Origin of the sequence: Pseudomonas fluorescens, assembly GCF_902497895.1 — a bacterium.
In the GTDB taxonomy this organism is placed as follows: Bacteria; Pseudomonadota; Gammaproteobacteria; order Pseudomonadales; family Pseudomonadaceae; genus Aquipseudomonas; species Aquipseudomonas fluorescens_BP.
Window position 1 is genome coordinate 1 of sequence record NZ_CABVHQ010000002.1, and the last position, 13,639, is coordinate 13,639.

Sequence of the window (13,639 nt, forward strand, 5' to 3'; positions counted from 1 at the left end):
TACACCGCTTTCGACCGAGTGGATCGAATCATTAATAGGGCCAAACAACACGACCTTATCAACTCCTTCTGGGCCTCGATGAACTGAAGCAACCCACTGTCGAAAACTGCGTAACTCTTTGTTTTCCAAGGAGTTTTCCGTTTCGACTGCGCCGGAAGTGGGGCGAATTATAGACTTCCAGGATCTGCCGTCAAGGACTAATTTCAGCTTTACTCAGGCTTGAGCGTAATACGCGCAAATGCCTTCTTCCCGGCCTGACAAACATGGGTCGCGCCCAATGCATATATATAGGTGCGATCAACCACCTCACCATCTATACGCACACCACCGGAACCGAGAAGGTCGCGCGCCACTGCCGAGTTCTTCACCAGGCCCGCCTTATTAAGAACGGCGGCAATCGGCATATCTTCAGTCGCGGTCAATTCGATCTCTGGCAGATCATCCGGCAGCTCGCCATCCTTCATGCGGTTGCCCGCGCCACGATGAGCATTCGCCGCGGCTTCTTCACCATGGAAGCGCGCAACGATCTCTTCAGCCAGCTTGATTTTGATATCCCGCGGATTGGCGCCGGCCTCGACGTCAGCCTTGAAGACTGCAATCTCGTCCATCGAGCGAAAGCTGAGCAACTCGAAGTAGCGCCACATCAGCTCATCCGGAATCGAAACCAGCTTGCCGTACATGACACCCGGCGCTTCCTGAATCCCCACGTAGTTACCCAGGGACTTGGACATTTTTTTCACGCCGTCCAGACCTTCCAGCAACGGCATGGTCAGGATGCACTGTGCCTCCTGCCCATAGGCGCGCTGCAACTCACGCCCCATCAGCAGGTTGAACTTCTGATCGGTACCACCCAACTCGACATCGGCTCGCAGAGCTACCGAGTCATACCCCTGGACCAGCGGATAGAGAAACTCGTGGATTGCGATCGGTTGATTGGTCGAGTAGCGCTTGTCGAAATCGTCGCGCTCGAGCATCCGCGCCACGGTGTACTGCGAAGTGAGACGAATGAAGTCCGCCGGCCCCATCTGGTCCATCCAGGTGGAGTTGAACGCCACCTCGGTCCTGGCCGGGTCGAGAATTTTGAATACTTGGGTCTTGTAGGTCTCGGCATTCTCGAGAACCTGCTCACGAGTCAGCGGAGGACGCGTTGCGCTCTTGCCGCTCGGATCGCCGATCATCCCGGTGAAGTCACCGATCAGGAAGATCACCTGATGCCCCAGATCCTGGAACTGGCGCAGCTTATTAATAAGCACGGTGTGCCCCAGGTGCAAATCCGGCGCCGTCGGATCGAAACCGGCCTTAATACGCAGCGGCTGGCCACGCTTGAGCTTTTCGATCAGCTCGGACTCGACCAACACCTCTTCCGCACCACGTTTGATCAGCGCTAGCTGCTCTTCAACCGACTTCATAACAGACCCGCAAGGCTCAGATTCAAAGGGAAGCAACCATACAAGATCACGGGCCAATTACAAGTTTTGCCCGGCGTACGGAGGCCATTCCACGAACGGAACGTTCGCGGGCTTGCTTCACAGACGATTTGGTTATATTTTATACAGTTATTTCATCTTCATCATGTCAGTCATCTTTTCCAATTCATCTTTCTCAAAGTCAAGAATACCTATGACCTCCAAACCGCCTAAAGCGCCACCGCTTTATCCGAAGACCCACCTGCTCGCCGCAAGTGGTATCGCCGCCTTACTCAGCCTGGCGCTCCTGGTATTTCCGTCCAGTGATGTAGAGGCCAAAAGAACGACTCTGAATCTCGACCTGGAAGCCCCTGTCGAGCAACTGACACAAGATCAAGACGCTGCAGAAGTCGAGCAAGCCACAAATGAAGTGGTCGCCCCGCCGTTTGCACAGATCGACAACAGCGCGGAAGAACCCCCGCAAACCGCTCAAGCACAGCCCGCTCCAGCGGTCTTGGCTCCAGCGGTGGTGGAAGAGAAAAAAGCTCCCGAACACCGGGAAGTCGTGGTTGCCAAAGGCGATACGCTTTCCACGCTGTTCGAGAAAGTCGGCCTGCCCGCGACTTCCGTGCATGAAATCCTCGCCAGCGACAAACAGGCCAAGCAGTTCACCCAGCTCAAACGCGGCCAGAAACTCGAGTTCGAACTGGACGCTGATGGCCAGCTGAAGAACCTGCACAGCCAGCTCAGCGACCTCGAAACCATCACTCTGACCAAAGGCGCCAAAGGTTTTGCCTTCAATCGCCTCACTTCCAAGCCCACCGTGCGCTCGGCCTATGTTCACGGCGTGATCAACAGCTCGCTCTCGCAGTCCGCGGCCCGTGCCGGTCTGTCCCATAGACTGACCATGGACATGGCCAGCGTATTTGGCTACGACGTCGACTTCGCCCAGGATATTCGCCCGGGCGACCAGTTCGATGTGATCTACGAGCAGAAGGTCGTCAACGGCAAGACCGTCGGCACCGGCCCGATCCTTTCCGCCCGTTTCATCAACCGCGGCAAGACTTACACCGCCGTGCGTTACACCAACAAGCAAGGTACCAGCAGCTACTACACCGCTGATGGCAACAGCATGCGCAAAGCCTTCATTCGCACACCGGTAGACTTCGCCCGTATCAGTTCGCGATTCTCCATGGGCCGCAAGCACCCGATCCTGAACAAGATCCGCGCTCACAAAGGCGTCGATTACGCAGCACCACGCGGTACGCCGATCAAGGCAGCCGGTGACGGCAAGGTTCTGTTGGCCGGTCGTCGCGGCGGTTATGGCAACACCGTGATCATCCAGCACGGCAATACCTACCGTACGCTCTATGGCCACATGCAAGGCTTCGCCAAAGGCGTCAAGACCGGCGGGAGCGTCAAGCAGGGCCAGGTTATCGGCTACATCGGCACCACAGGCCTATCCACCGGCCCACACTTGCACTACGAGTTCCAGGTCAATGGTATGCACGTCGATCCACTGGGTCAGAAGGTGGCCATGGCCGATCCGATCTCCAAAGCCGAGCGCGCGCGCTTCAAGCAACAGAGCCAGCCTCTGATGGCGCGGATGGATCAGGAAAAAGCCACCACGCTAGCTTCGAGCAAGCGCTAAGCCATGGCGCTCTATATAGGTGTGATGTCCGGGACCAGCCTTGATGGCCTGGATATCGCGCTGATCGAGCAGGCACCGGCGATCAGGCTGATCGCCACGCACTACATCCCCATGCCTGAAACCCTGCGCGCCGAGCTGCTTGGCTTGTGCGCCAGCGGCCCCGATGAGATTGCCCGCTCGGCCATCGCCCAACAGAACTGGGTGCATCTGGCCGCTCAGGGCATCAGCACCCTCCTCGACAAACATCATCTGCAACCTGAAGCGGTTCGGGCTATCGGTAGCCACGGGCAAACCATCCGCCATGAGCCCTCACGGGGCTTCACGGTGCAGATTGGCAACCCGGCACTGCTGACCGAACTGACCGGGATCACCGTCGTCAGCGATTTCCGCAGTCGTGACGTAGCCGCGGGTGGCCAGGGCGCTCCACTGGTTCCAGCCTTCCACGAGGCACTGTTTGATCAGCGTGCAGGTCATCGAGCCGTGCTGAATGTTGGTGGGTTCAGCAATCTCAGCCTGATCGAGACTGGCAAGCCTGTCTCCGGTTTTGACTGCGGTCCCGGGAACGTTCTGCTGGATGCCTGGATTCACCTGCAACGCGGCGACAACTTTGATCGCGACGGCCAATGGGCCGCCAGCGGCAAGGTGGAACCAGCGCTGCTGAATGCCCTGCTCAGCGACCCCTTCTTCCTGACCAAAGGCCCGAAGAGCACTGGTCGTGAAGTGTTCAACCTGCAATGGTTGCAGCAACACCTGGCGGGCCTGCCCGCACTGGCTGCTGAAGATGTGCAGGCGACCCTGCTTGAGCTGAGCGCCCTGACCATCGTCGAGTCGTTGCAGGCCGCGCAAGGCGAAACCCAGGAGTTACTGGTCTGCGGCGGTGGCGCTCATAACGCTGCGCTGATGAACCGCCTCGCGGCCCTGCTGCCCAACACCACTGTCAGCAGCACCGCCGCTTATGGCGTCGATCCGGACTGGGTCGAGGCCATGGCCTTCGCCTGGCTGGCGCATTGCTGCCTGGAAGGCATTGCCGCCAATCGTCCGAGCGTCACCGGTGCTCGGGGCTTGCGAGTACTGGGCGCCATCTACCCGGCCTGATCGACAGACAGCAAAACGCCGCATGGCTTTGTGCAGCCATGCGGCGTCAAGTGAAACCGGTACTGTGCCGTTCGATCAGATCGAGAACGAAGAACCGCAACCACAGGTCGTGGAGGCATTCGGGTTCTTGATCACGAAACGAGAGCCTTCCAGACCTTCCTGATAATCCACCTCGGCACCCGCCAGGTACTGGAAGCTCATCGGATCGACAACCAGACTGACGCCTTCGCGCTCGACGATGGTGTCGTCATCGGCCACATCTTCATCGAAGGTGAAACCGTACTGAAAACCTGAACAACCGCCGCCCGTAACGAATACGCGCAGCTTCAAGCGATCATTGCCCTCTTCATCGACCAGGCTCTTCACCTTGTGCGCGGCACCGTGGGTGAATTGCAAAGCCATGGGGGTGAAGGATTCGACGCTCATGCTGACTATCTCCCGGCGTTACGCCGCCATAATGCGTGATGACGCGCATTATCCCCTTCTCCTAGAAAAGCGGTCAACTATTAAGGAGCAGCGGCAAGCTACTAGTTTCAAGCTGCAAGCTTGTTGCTTCAAGCTTGCAGCTTGTGGATGCTCTCAGGGCAACATGCCGGCGTGGGACAGACCCAGGCGCTCATCCAAGCCGAACAGGATGTTCATGTTCTGCACTGCCTGACCCGACGCGCCCTTGACCAGGTTGTCGATCACCGACAACACCACCACCAGATCGCCGTCTTGCGGACGATGCACGGCGATACGGCAAACGTTGGCGCCGCGCACGCTACGGGTTTCCGGATGGCTGCCGGCAGGCATGACGTCGACGAACGGTTCGTCGGCATAGCGCTTCTCGAACAGTGCCTGCAGATCTACCGAGCGGTCGACGACCGTGACGTAAAGCGTTGAGTGAATGCCGCGAATCATTGGCGTCAGGTGCGGAACGAAGGTCAGACCGACGTCCTTGCCCGATGCGCGACACAGCCCCTGACGAATCTCCGGCAAGTGACGGTGCCCTTTGACGGCGTAAGCCTTCATGCTTTCCGAGGTCTCGGCGTACAGCGAACCTACGGCAGCACCCCGGCCGGCACCGCTGACGCCGGATTTGCAGTCAGCAATCAAACGGCTGGTATCTGCCAGACCCGCTTCGAGCAACGGCAGAAAACCCAACTGCGTGGCGGTGGGGTAGCAACCCGGTACGGCGATCAGACGCGCTTGCTTGATCTGCTCACGATTTACTTCCGGCAAGCCGTAGACCGCTTCTTCCAGCAACTGCGGCGCACCGTGCGGCTGGCCGTACCACTTGGCCCATTCATCGGCGTCTTGCAGACGGAAGTCCGCCGACAGGTCGATAACCTTGGTGCCGGCCGTCAGCAGTTCACCCGCCAGGGCATGAGCGACACCATGCGGCGTGGCGAAGAACACCACATCGCAGGCGCCCAGAGCCTTGATGTCCGGAACGCTGAATGCCAGGCCATCGTAATGACCGCGCAGATTCGGATACATGTCGGCCACGGCCAGGCCAGCCTCGGATCGGGAAGTGATCACCACCACTTCAGCTTGCGGATGCTGTGCCAACAGACGCAGCAATTCAACCCCGGTGTAACCCGTGCCGCCGACGATACCGACCTTGACCATATACCTGCCCTCAACGAACCCACTGGAAAGCCATCGATAATAGGGGCCGCAACGCTCTGCGACAACCGCCAAGGTGACGTGCGGGCGCTCTAACCTCTACTATCTTCGCTACCGTGAACCTGGGGAATAACCAAAAATGCTTTTTCTGTGGCTCAAAGCCTTTCACATCGTCAGTCTGGTCTGCTGGTTTGCCGGCCTGTTCTACCTGCCGCGCCTGTTCGTTTATCACGCGCAAAGCGAGGACAGCATCAGCAAAGAGCGCTTCAGCCTCATGGAGCGCAAGCTGTACCGGGGCATCATGCTCCCGGCGATGATCGCGACGCTGGTCTTCGGGATCTGGCTGATCGCGCTCAACCCGAGCGCCTATTTCGGCCAGGGCGGCTGGATGCATGCCAAGCTGACCCTGGTGGTGATCCTGATCGGGTATCACCATATGTGCGGCGCGCAGGTAAAACGTTTTGCCCGTGGCGAAAACACCCGCAGCCATGTCTTTTATCGCTGGTTCAATGAGGTGCCGGTTCTGATATTGCTGGCTATTGTAATTCTGGTCGTTGTACGGCCGTTCTAAATCCTACAAGTCGCAACTATTCGGGGTACCTCCAATGTCGCTGCCCGCTCTGCTCGAACAACGTTTGCGTCTGCCGGTGGTGGCAGCGCCGATGTTCCTGATTTCCAACCCGCAGTTGGTCCTGGCTTGTTGCCGTAATGGCGTGGTGGGGAGCTTTCCCGCTCTCAACCAACGTGAAAGCAGCGGTTTCAAAGCCTGGCTGGAGGAAATCGAAGCAGGGCTGGCAGCGCTTGAGAATCCTGCGCCTTATGCCGTGAACCTGATCGTCCACAACAGCAATCCGCGCCTGGAAGCGGATCTGGCGATCTGTATCGAACACAAAGTGCCGATTGTCATCACCAGCCTCGGTGCAGTGAAAGAGCTCGTCGATGCCGTACACAGTTATGGCGGACTGGTGTTTCACGACGTCACCACCCGGCGCCACGCGGAAAAAGCCGCTGAAGCCGGGGTCGACGGGCTGATCGCGGTCGCCGCTGGCGCTGGCGGGCATGCCGGAACCTGGAGCCCGTTTTCGCTGATTGCCGAAATCCGTCAGTTCTTCGACAAGACCCTGTTGCTGGCTGGCTGCTTGAACCACGGCCACGAGATTCTTGCCGCACAACTGCTCGGCGCGGATCTGGCGTACTTCGGGACACGTTTTATCGGCACCAGCGAAAGCCATGCACCCGAGGCCTATAAAGAGATGCTGCTGAACTCCAAGGCCGCTGACATCATTCATACCCCCGCAGTGTCTGGCATCCCCGCAAGTTTCATGCGCCAGAGCCTGCTCAATGCCGGTTTCGATCTGGCCGCGCTGCAGGGCAAGGGCGAAGTCAATTTCGGCTCGAAACTCAAACCCCTCAAAGACGAAGCCAAAGCCTGGAAAACCGTCTGGTCTGCCGGCCAGGGCGTAGGTGAAATCGATGACCTGCCGAGTGTCGATCAATTGGTAGCACGGCTGGACGCCGAATACCGCAGTGCCCAAGCGCTCGCTGCGCAATTGCCGAAACGCTGGCCGCGCTGACACCCCGGGTATTTTTGGTCAGACGCACGCGACTGACCTTAAACTCCACCCTACCTATTGCAACTGACAAGGATGCCCTGAATGAGCGAACACCGTTTCAAGATCGTGTTCAACGGTGCCCTGCTCCCCGGCGTCGAGATCACCACGGCAAAGCTCAATCTCGCCCACCTGTTTAAAAGCGACGTGACGGCCATTGAGCGCCTGTTCAGCGGAAAATCCGTCGCTTTGAAACGCGACCTGTCCCGCACGGATGCGCAAACCTATCTGGATGCCCTGTCGAAGACCGGCATCGACGCTCGAATCGAGCCCGAACTGCCCATTGAACTCAGCCTCGCCGAGGTTCATCAGCCTGCTAGCGACATTGCATCGTCCTCCAGTGATACCGAATCGCCCTACAGCCCTCCCCGCGCGGCGGTCGGTGAAACCCTTCCAGAGTTTTCCGAACTGAAGGTATTCAGCGTTCAAGGACGCATCGGGCGCCTGCGGTTTCTGGCCTGGACATTGGTTTCGCTAATGGCCGCAACCATTGTCGCGGCAGTCATTGTCCTGAGCTTGTTCTCTGATGAGCACTTCGTGCTGGGGGGCCTGTTTGGCTTCGTCGCGCTACTGGCCTACCTCTACGTGAACATCACCATTACCGTCCAGCGCCTCCACGATCTTGGCTGGTCAGGCTGGCTATGGTTCCTCAACCTGGTGCCGATGGTAGGGAGCGTATTCCCGATTCTGATAACGGTCATGCCGGGCAATACCGGCGCCAACCGCTATGGCGCACCACCGCCGCCCAACAGCAGCGCAGTCAAAATACTGTCTGCGCTGTGGCTGGTGTTGCTTGCCGTGCTGATCATCGGCGCACTCGCCGGTGGTCTCGGCACCCTCACGCAGGAATACCAAAGCAGCTCAATGAGCAGCTATGAAATCGTCGAACCTGCGACAGAAACAGCCGAACCCGCTCAGCCACCTGTAGACTCTGCGCAAGAATGAAAAGCGCTGCGCGCCTGTGAGACGTCCGTCCCAGACGCGCAGCCGTTGCGATGGAGAACTGCATGACCCGTTACGCTCTGATCACTGGTGCTTCCAGCGGCATTGGCCTGGCCCTGGCCGAAGCGCTGGCAAGGCGCGGCCGCAGCCTGATTCTGCTGGCCCGCCAACGTGATCAGCTGGAAAGCATTGCAATCGAACTGACCCAGCGCTTTGGCGTGGAAGTGCTGTTCCGGGCCTGCGACCTGGGTGAACCCCTGCGTCTCTCCGGTTTTCTGCTGGAGCTTGAGGAAGGTGACCGGCAGATTGACCTGCTGGTCAATTGCGCAGGAATCGGCACCTGCGGCCCGTTTCTGGCCCAGGATTGGATGACCGAACAGGACCTGATCGAAGTGAATATTCTGGCCCTCACCCGCTTGTGCCATGCCGTTGGCAATACCATGGCCTTGCAGGGCGGCGGGCAGATCCTGAATGTCGCCTCGGTCGCGGGCTTCCATCCTGGCCCCTGGATGAGCACTTACTACGCCAGCAAAGCCTACGTGCTGCACTTCTCCGAAGGCTTGCGCGAAGAATTGAAAAAATGCGCGGTCAAGGTCTCGGTATTGTGCCCCGGGCCGACGCGCACGGCGTTCTTTCGCACTGCCCAGCTCGACGCCAGCAAGCTGGAAAACAGCAAGCTGCTGATGAGCCCCGAGGAAGTCGCGCTCTACACCGTGCGTGCTTTGGAGAAGAACCGCGCCATCATCATTCCCGGTCGCCGCAACCGCTGGCACGCCTTCATTCCGCGTCTGGGCTCGCGCTGGCTGACCCGAAAAATCGCCGGTGCGATCAACAAGACTTACTGCCCGTATTAAATTGCAACCATGCAAAGGCTGGGCGCAGGTCGGTCGCCTGAGTACACTCAGTCCGGACCAACACAACGGAGAAACAGCAGTGGATACTGTGTTCACCAAGATCATCAACAGAGAACTACCCGCGAAGATCATCTACGAGGACGACCAGATACTGGCCTTCCACGATAATGCGCCACAGGCACCGGTGCATTTTCTGGTGATCCCGAAGAAACCCATCCGCACCCTTAATGACCTCACTGAAGATGACAAAGCGGTGGCCGGACATATGCTGTTCACCGCCCAGCGCCTGGCCACAGAGCTTGGCTGCAAAGCAGGCTTCCGGGTGGTCATGAACTGCAATGAATTGGGTGGGCAGACCGTCTATCACATTCACATGCACGTACTCGGTCAGCGTCAGATGCACTGGCCGCCGGGCTGATTGCTCTGATATAGACCTTTGCAGCACACCCTTCGCGACATCAAGGGCAAGGGTGCGCTGATCCAGCGCAGCCTTCGCCGCATCGATTGGGGTAAACTGGCCGCCGTGATTCTTCCCGGAGGTAAGCATGACTACCCAACGTCACTACTCGCCGATCGACCGTCTGCTGTTGCAAGCCGATACCGCGATGCGCACCCTGCTGCCCTTCAGCGGCCAGCCGTATCGCCCTTCGCCGGCCATCGTGCAGCCAGACGTGCAGATGAGCGACGAGGACACCCGGCACGTCGCCGGTCTGATGCGCATCAACCATACCGGCGAAGTCTGTGCCCAGGCGCTGTACCAGGGCCAGGCCCTGACCGCCAAGCTGCCGCACGTGCGCGCCGCCATGGAACATGCCGCCGAAGAAGAGATCGATCACCTGGTCTGGTGCGAACAACGTATCCGTCAATTGGGCAGTCATACCAGCCTGTTGAACCCGCTGTTCTACGGCATGTCGTTCGGCATTGGCGCGGTTGCCGGGCTGATCAGCGACAAAGTCAGCCTGGGCTTCGTGGCCGCGACCGAACATCAAGTCTGCAAGCATCTGAATGAACACCTTGAGCAATTGCCGGCCGAAGACGAGAAGTCCCGGGCGATTCTCGAGCAAATGCGCATCGATGAAGAGCAGCACGCCGAAAGCGCACTGGATGCCGGTGGCTTCCGGTTCCCCGCGCCGGTCAAGTTCGGCATGAGTCTGATGGCCAAGGTTATGACCAAGAGCACCTATCGGATCTGATAGTTGCGTCGCACTTTAGGGCCTCATCGCGAGCAAGCTCGCTCCCACATTCGATCTCTGGTGTTCACAAGTTCTGTATCCAAAAGCGATCTAGTGTGGGAGCGAGCTTGCTCGCGATAGCCGTCGCACGGAGCATCAGACAAACAGAAATAAAAAAGGCGACTACCCGAAGGTAGCCGCCTTTTTTGTACTCGCTGATCTCAGCTCGGCATGTTGCGAGCGTAGAAGATCTCCAGCATTTCGTGTTTCACCCGCTCAGTGACCTGAGCGCGCTGTTCAGCCGACAAGTTGCTGGTGGCGTCGCCGAACAGGTAGTTATCCAGTTCGAAGTTCTTCAGCAGCATCTTGGTGTGGAACAGGTTTTCCTGATACACGTTCACGTCGGTCATCTGGTAACCGTCGCGGGTGTCCCCGGAGAGGTAGTTCTGGATCGAGTTGATCTCGTGGTCGATGAAGTGCTTTTTGCCTTCAACATCCCGCGTGAAACCGCGCACGCGGTAATCCACGGTGACGATGTCCGACTCGAACTGGTGGATCAGGTAGTTGAGCGCTTTAAGCGGTGAAATGACCCCGCAAGTCGACACGTCGATGTCCACGCGGAAGGTCGCGATTCCGTCCACCGGATGGATTTCCGGGTAGGTGTGCACCGTGATATGGCTCTTGTCGAGGTGGGCCAGGATGATTTCGGGCAACGGGCCCGGCGACTCTTCGATCTGGCTGTCGGTAGGCGTCACCGGCTGCTCGGAGATCAGAATGGTCACACTGGCGCCTTGGGGATCGTAGTCCTGACGGGCGATGTTCAGGATGTTGGCACCAATGATATCGACAACTTCTGTAAGGATCTGCGTGAGGCGTTCGGCGTCGTAGACCTGGTTGATGTACTCGACGTAAGCCTGTTGGTCCTGCGGGGTTTCCGCATAGCAGATGTCATAGATGTTGAAGCTCAAGGTCTTTGTCAGGTTATTGAACCCGTGGAGCTTGAGTTTGCTTTTCACCGTTAAAAACTCTCTATGTATTGCGGCCCGAGCCGCGTGATCAAGCATGCCCGTCAGATGCGAACGACGCACCTGCGTAGGACGGTTAACACCTCTTCGCAATGGCGATTTTGGTTGTCTGTTCGGGACCGTGACCTGCCTTGAAAGCGATCAGCACCCTGAAAAAAGTGGCGCATTATGCAGACCTGAACCCATGATCGCCAGAGTCTGCACTGCAATTATGATAGTTGAATGTCGATTCAACCGAGTTCGACAATTTCGTAGTCGTGGGTAATGGTCACGCCGGCCGCACCAAGCATGATCGACGCCGAGCAATACTTCTCTGCGGACAGTTCGATTGCGCGCTTGACCTGAGCTTCCTTCAGCGCCCGGCCCTTGACCACGAAATGCATGTGGATCCTGGTAAAGACCTTCGGATCTTCAGTAGCTCGCTCGGCTTCGAGAAAGGCCTCACAGCTTTCCACCGCCTGACGGGATTTCTTCAGAATGCTGACCACATCGAAATTGCTGCACCCACCCACACCGAGCAGGAGCATTTCCATGGGCCGCACACCCAGATTGCGTCCACCGCTTTCTGGTGGGCCATCCATGACCACAACATGACCGCTACCGGATTCACCGAGGAACATGGCTTCGCCAGCCCATTGGATGCGTGCCTTCATCGCCAAGACTCCACTGCTAGAAAAGGGTCGCCAGCTTAGCACAGGCCCCTGAAAACACAGCGTTTTGCAACCAGTCGAGTGGCTGCCACAGCGGATACATAAATTCACGAATCTCTACAGAATGTGTCTGTTAAGCTGGCGCCAAATCACTGGCGCCTGGCTGGCTGTTTACAGCGCTTCGCGCCTATAAAAAAAGTAAAACGACACCACACCCTGCAGGCTTTTCGGGATACAACCATGGTTGCTATTACCCCCACACCCAAGATCAAGAACCTCGACAAGCTGTTGATGCACTGTCAGCGCCGACGCTACCAGGCCAAGAGCAATATTATCTGTGCCGGTGATCGTTCGGATACGCTGTTCTTCATCATCAAAGGTTCGGTCACCATCATGATCGAAGACGACGATGGCCGGGAAATGGTCATCGCCTACCTCAACTCCGGTGATTTCTTCGGCGAGCTGGGCTTGTTTGAACAAGCCGGCCACGAGCAGCAACGCAGTGCCTGGGTCAGAGCCAAGATCGAATGTGACGTGGCGGAGATCAGTTACAGCAAATTCCGCGAACTGTCCCGGCAAGACCCGGACATTCTCTACGTACTCAGCGGCCAGATCGCCCAGCGCCTGCGCGACACCACGCGCAAGGTCGGCGATCTGGCGTTTTTCGACGTCACCGGCCGGGTTGCCCGTTGCCTGCTGGAACTGTGCAAGCAGCCGGATGCCATGACCCACCCGGACGGTATGCAGATCAAGGTAACCCGCCAGGAAATCGGGCGAATCGTCGGCTGCTCACGAGAAATGGTCGGGCGCGTGCTCAAGGATCTGGAAGAACGCAACCTGGTGAACGTCAAAGGCAAAACCATGGTGGTGTTCGGTACCCGTTAGACCGCCATCACCTTTGCCAGCATTTGTCGGTATAAGCTGTCCAAACGCTCGAGGGCATCCGCAGCGGCAAATTTTTCATGCAGGGCGATGTGGCTCTCGGCACGGACCCGCTGTTCCAGACCACAGACCTGATTGAAGCAATTGACCGCCGCGACCATCGATTCACGCTCGTCATCCAGCAACAGCGCACCATGCACCAGCCCTACCGGACGCTGCCCCCCCTTGCTCTGGCGCCAGCGCTGGGCAGTGCCAACCATTTTGCGGCCATCAAGATTGACGTTGAAACGACCGTCGCAGAATGCGCCCTCTATCTCTCCCAACGAAGCATTACCACCGAGCTCGGTGAGCAGCTCGCAGATCGGATCGCACAGACGCCGATAGGCGGTTTCGATCCGTCCCTGGTCGCCTTCACTGCGCGGCGGCGCATAGACCAGCGCAAGATTGATGGTCGCAGCAGACTGCGGCACCGGCTCACCGCCCGTTTCACGCAACAGGACTGGCCAACCGCTGGCGGCCGACGCCTGGCTGGCCGCCTCGAAACCTGGCAGGCGGCTTAAACGCCTGGGCATGACCAGCGCTCGATCACTCGGCTGCCAGAACAACAGGCCGAACTCCTGTTCGCCCGCGCAAACGGCGGCCAGCAAGTCCTGCTCGGCGCGCAGGCCAGCTTCGACGGTCAAGGCAATGGGCTGAGTCATGGCAGTACGAATCCTTTTGCGATGGTTACAAAAAAGCCGG

At 58.3% G+C, this 13,639-nt stretch carries 15 protein-coding genes; 9 read left to right on the plus strand and 6 right to left on the minus strand.

The window, feature by feature from the left end:
* Positions 1-209 precede the first annotated feature (209 nt).
* Complete coding sequence (gene tyrS / locus F8N21_RS01095; RefSeq protein ID WP_150640346.1) at positions 210-1,409, minus strand: tyrosine--tRNA ligase; 1,200 nt, start codon at positions 1,407-1,409, stop codon at positions 210-212.
* 211 nt (positions 1,410-1,620) lie between these two features.
* Between tyrS and F8N21_RS01100 the strand changes: the two genes are divergently transcribed.
* Together F8N21_RS01100 and F8N21_RS01105 are read left to right on the plus strand one after the other, a co-directional pair.
* On the plus strand, positions 1,621-3,057 hold the full coding sequence (locus F8N21_RS01100) for a peptidoglycan DD-metalloendopeptidase family protein (RefSeq protein WP_150640347.1): 1,437 nt from the start codon (positions 1,621-1,623) through the stop codon (positions 3,055-3,057).
* A 3-nt stretch (positions 3,058-3,060) separates the two neighbouring features.
* Positions 3,061-4,152, plus strand: coding sequence for an anhydro-N-acetylmuramic acid kinase (locus F8N21_RS01105; RefSeq protein WP_150640348.1), 1,092 nt, complete (start codon positions 3,061-3,063; stop codon positions 4,150-4,152).
* Between the two features lie 75 nt (positions 4,153-4,227).
* Here F8N21_RS01105 and erpA read toward each other — a convergent pair whose 3' ends face one another.
* Positions 4,228-4,578, minus strand: coding sequence for an iron-sulfur cluster insertion protein ErpA (gene erpA, locus F8N21_RS01110; protein WP_150640349.1), 351 nt, complete (start codon positions 4,576-4,578; stop codon positions 4,228-4,230).
* Between the two features lie 153 nt (positions 4,579-4,731).
* Complete coding sequence (argC, locus tag F8N21_RS01115; protein ID WP_150640350.1) at positions 4,732-5,766, minus strand: N-acetyl-gamma-glutamyl-phosphate reductase; 1,035 nt, start codon at positions 5,764-5,766, stop codon at positions 4,732-4,734.
* A gap of 136 nt (positions 5,767-5,902) precedes the next feature.
* On the opposite strand from argC, the gene hemJ reads away from it, so the two are divergent.
* The 6 genes from hemJ to coq7 all read left to right on the plus strand — a co-directional run bounded on the left by hemJ (position 5,903) and on the right by coq7 (position 10,362).
* Positions 5,903-6,334, plus strand: a complete 432-nt coding sequence (gene hemJ / locus F8N21_RS01120; protein WP_150640351.1) for a protoporphyrinogen oxidase HemJ — start codon at positions 5,903-5,905, stop codon at positions 6,332-6,334.
* A 34-nt stretch (positions 6,335-6,368) separates the two neighbouring features.
* Entirely contained in the window at positions 6,369-7,337 is a 969-nt protein-coding gene (locus F8N21_RS01125; protein WP_150640352.1) for an NAD(P)H-dependent flavin oxidoreductase, read from the plus strand.
* Positions 7,338-7,418: 81 nt separating this feature from the next.
* The gene (locus tag F8N21_RS01130; protein WP_150640353.1) at positions 7,419-8,318 is read left to right on the plus strand and encodes a DUF805 domain-containing protein; all 900 of its coding nucleotides are present in this window, start codon (positions 7,419-7,421) and stop codon (positions 8,316-8,318) included.
* Between the two features lie 62 nt (positions 8,319-8,380).
* Positions 8,381-9,169: an SDR family NAD(P)-dependent oxidoreductase gene (locus tag F8N21_RS01135; protein ID WP_150640354.1), complete on the plus strand. Its 789-nt coding sequence runs from the start codon at positions 8,381-8,383 to the stop codon at positions 9,167-9,169.
* Between the two features lie 79 nt (positions 9,170-9,248).
* The gene (locus tag F8N21_RS01140; protein ID WP_150640355.1) at positions 9,249-9,587 is read left to right on the plus strand and encodes a histidine triad nucleotide-binding protein; all 339 of its coding nucleotides are present in this window, start codon (positions 9,249-9,251) and stop codon (positions 9,585-9,587) included.
* A gap of 127 nt (positions 9,588-9,714) precedes the next feature.
* Positions 9,715-10,362: a 2-polyprenyl-3-methyl-6-methoxy-1,4-benzoquinone monooxygenase gene (gene coq7 / locus F8N21_RS01145; RefSeq protein ID WP_150640356.1), complete on the plus strand. Its 648-nt coding sequence runs from the start codon at positions 9,715-9,717 to the stop codon at positions 10,360-10,362.
* Positions 10,363-10,562: 200 nt separating this feature from the next.
* On the opposite strand, the gene speD is transcribed toward coq7, so the two are convergent.
* Both speD and F8N21_RS01155 read right to left on the minus strand, forming a co-directional pair.
* A complete protein-coding gene (speD, locus tag F8N21_RS01150; protein WP_150640357.1) occupies positions 10,563-11,357 on the minus strand; it encodes an adenosylmethionine decarboxylase in 795 nt (264 codons plus the stop codon).
* A 239-nt stretch (positions 11,358-11,596) separates the two neighbouring features.
* On the minus strand, positions 11,597-12,019 hold the full coding sequence (locus tag F8N21_RS01155; protein WP_150640358.1) for an OsmC family protein: 423 nt from the start codon (positions 12,017-12,019) through the stop codon (positions 11,597-11,599).
* A 237-nt stretch (positions 12,020-12,256) separates the two neighbouring features.
* On the opposite strand from F8N21_RS01155, the gene crp reads away from it, so the two are divergent.
* Positions 12,257-12,901: a cAMP-activated global transcriptional regulator CRP gene (gene crp, locus F8N21_RS01160; protein WP_150640359.1), complete on the plus strand. Its 645-nt coding sequence runs from the start codon at positions 12,257-12,259 to the stop codon at positions 12,899-12,901.
* Here the strand turns inward: crp and F8N21_RS01165 are convergent.
* A complete protein-coding gene (locus F8N21_RS01165) occupies positions 12,898-13,599 on the minus strand; it encodes a biotin/lipoate A/B protein ligase family protein (RefSeq protein WP_150640360.1) in 702 nt (233 codons plus the stop codon). The two genes, crp and F8N21_RS01165, sit on opposite strands and share 4 nt — an antisense overlap.
* Between the last annotated feature and the right edge of the window lie 40 nt (positions 13,600-13,639).

What these genes read in the sequence shown, in the direction of transcription:
- hemJ (WP_150640351.1), top strand. Translation starts at nt 5,903, where the DNA reads ATGCTTTTTCTGTGGCTCAAAGCCTTTCACATCGTCAGTCTGGTCTGC.
- F8N21_RS01105 (WP_150640348.1), top strand. Translation starts at nt 3,061, where the DNA reads ATGGCGCTCTATATAGGTGTGATGTCCGGGACCAGCCTTGATGGCCTG.
- F8N21_RS01125 (WP_150640352.1), top strand. Translation starts at nt 6,369, where the DNA reads ATGTCGCTGCCCGCTCTGCTCGAACAACGTTTGCGTCTGCCGGTGGTG.
- argC (WP_150640350.1), bottom strand. Translation starts at nt 5,766, where the DNA reads ATGGTCAAGGTCGGTATCGTCGGCGGCACGGGTTACACCGGGGTTGAA.
- F8N21_RS01130 (WP_150640353.1), top strand. Translation starts at nt 7,419, where the DNA reads ATGAGCGAACACCGTTTCAAGATCGTGTTCAACGGTGCCCTGCTCCCC.
- F8N21_RS01135 (WP_150640354.1), top strand. Translation starts at nt 8,381, where the DNA reads ATGACCCGTTACGCTCTGATCACTGGTGCTTCCAGCGGCATTGGCCTG.
- tyrS (WP_150640346.1), bottom strand. Translation starts at nt 1,409, where the DNA reads ATGAAGTCGGTTGAAGAGCAGCTAGCGCTGATCAAACGTGGTGCGGAA.
- coq7 (WP_150640356.1), top strand. Translation starts at nt 9,715, where the DNA reads ATGACTACCCAACGTCACTACTCGCCGATCGACCGTCTGCTGTTGCAA.
- F8N21_RS01155 (WP_150640358.1), bottom strand. Translation starts at nt 12,019, where the DNA reads ATGAAGGCACGCATCCAATGGGCTGGCGAAGCCATGTTCCTCGGTGAA.
- F8N21_RS01165 (WP_150640360.1), bottom strand. Translation starts at nt 13,599, where the DNA reads ATGACTCAGCCCATTGCCTTGACCGTCGAAGCTGGCCTGCGCGCCGAG.
- crp (WP_150640359.1), top strand. Translation starts at nt 12,257, where the DNA reads ATGGTTGCTATTACCCCCACACCCAAGATCAAGAACCTCGACAAGCTG.
- erpA (WP_150640349.1), bottom strand. Translation starts at nt 4,578, where the DNA reads ATGAGCGTCGAATCCTTCACCCCCATGGCTTTGCAATTCACCCACGGT.
- F8N21_RS01100 (WP_150640347.1), top strand. Translation starts at nt 1,621, where the DNA reads ATGACCTCCAAACCGCCTAAAGCGCCACCGCTTTATCCGAAGACCCAC.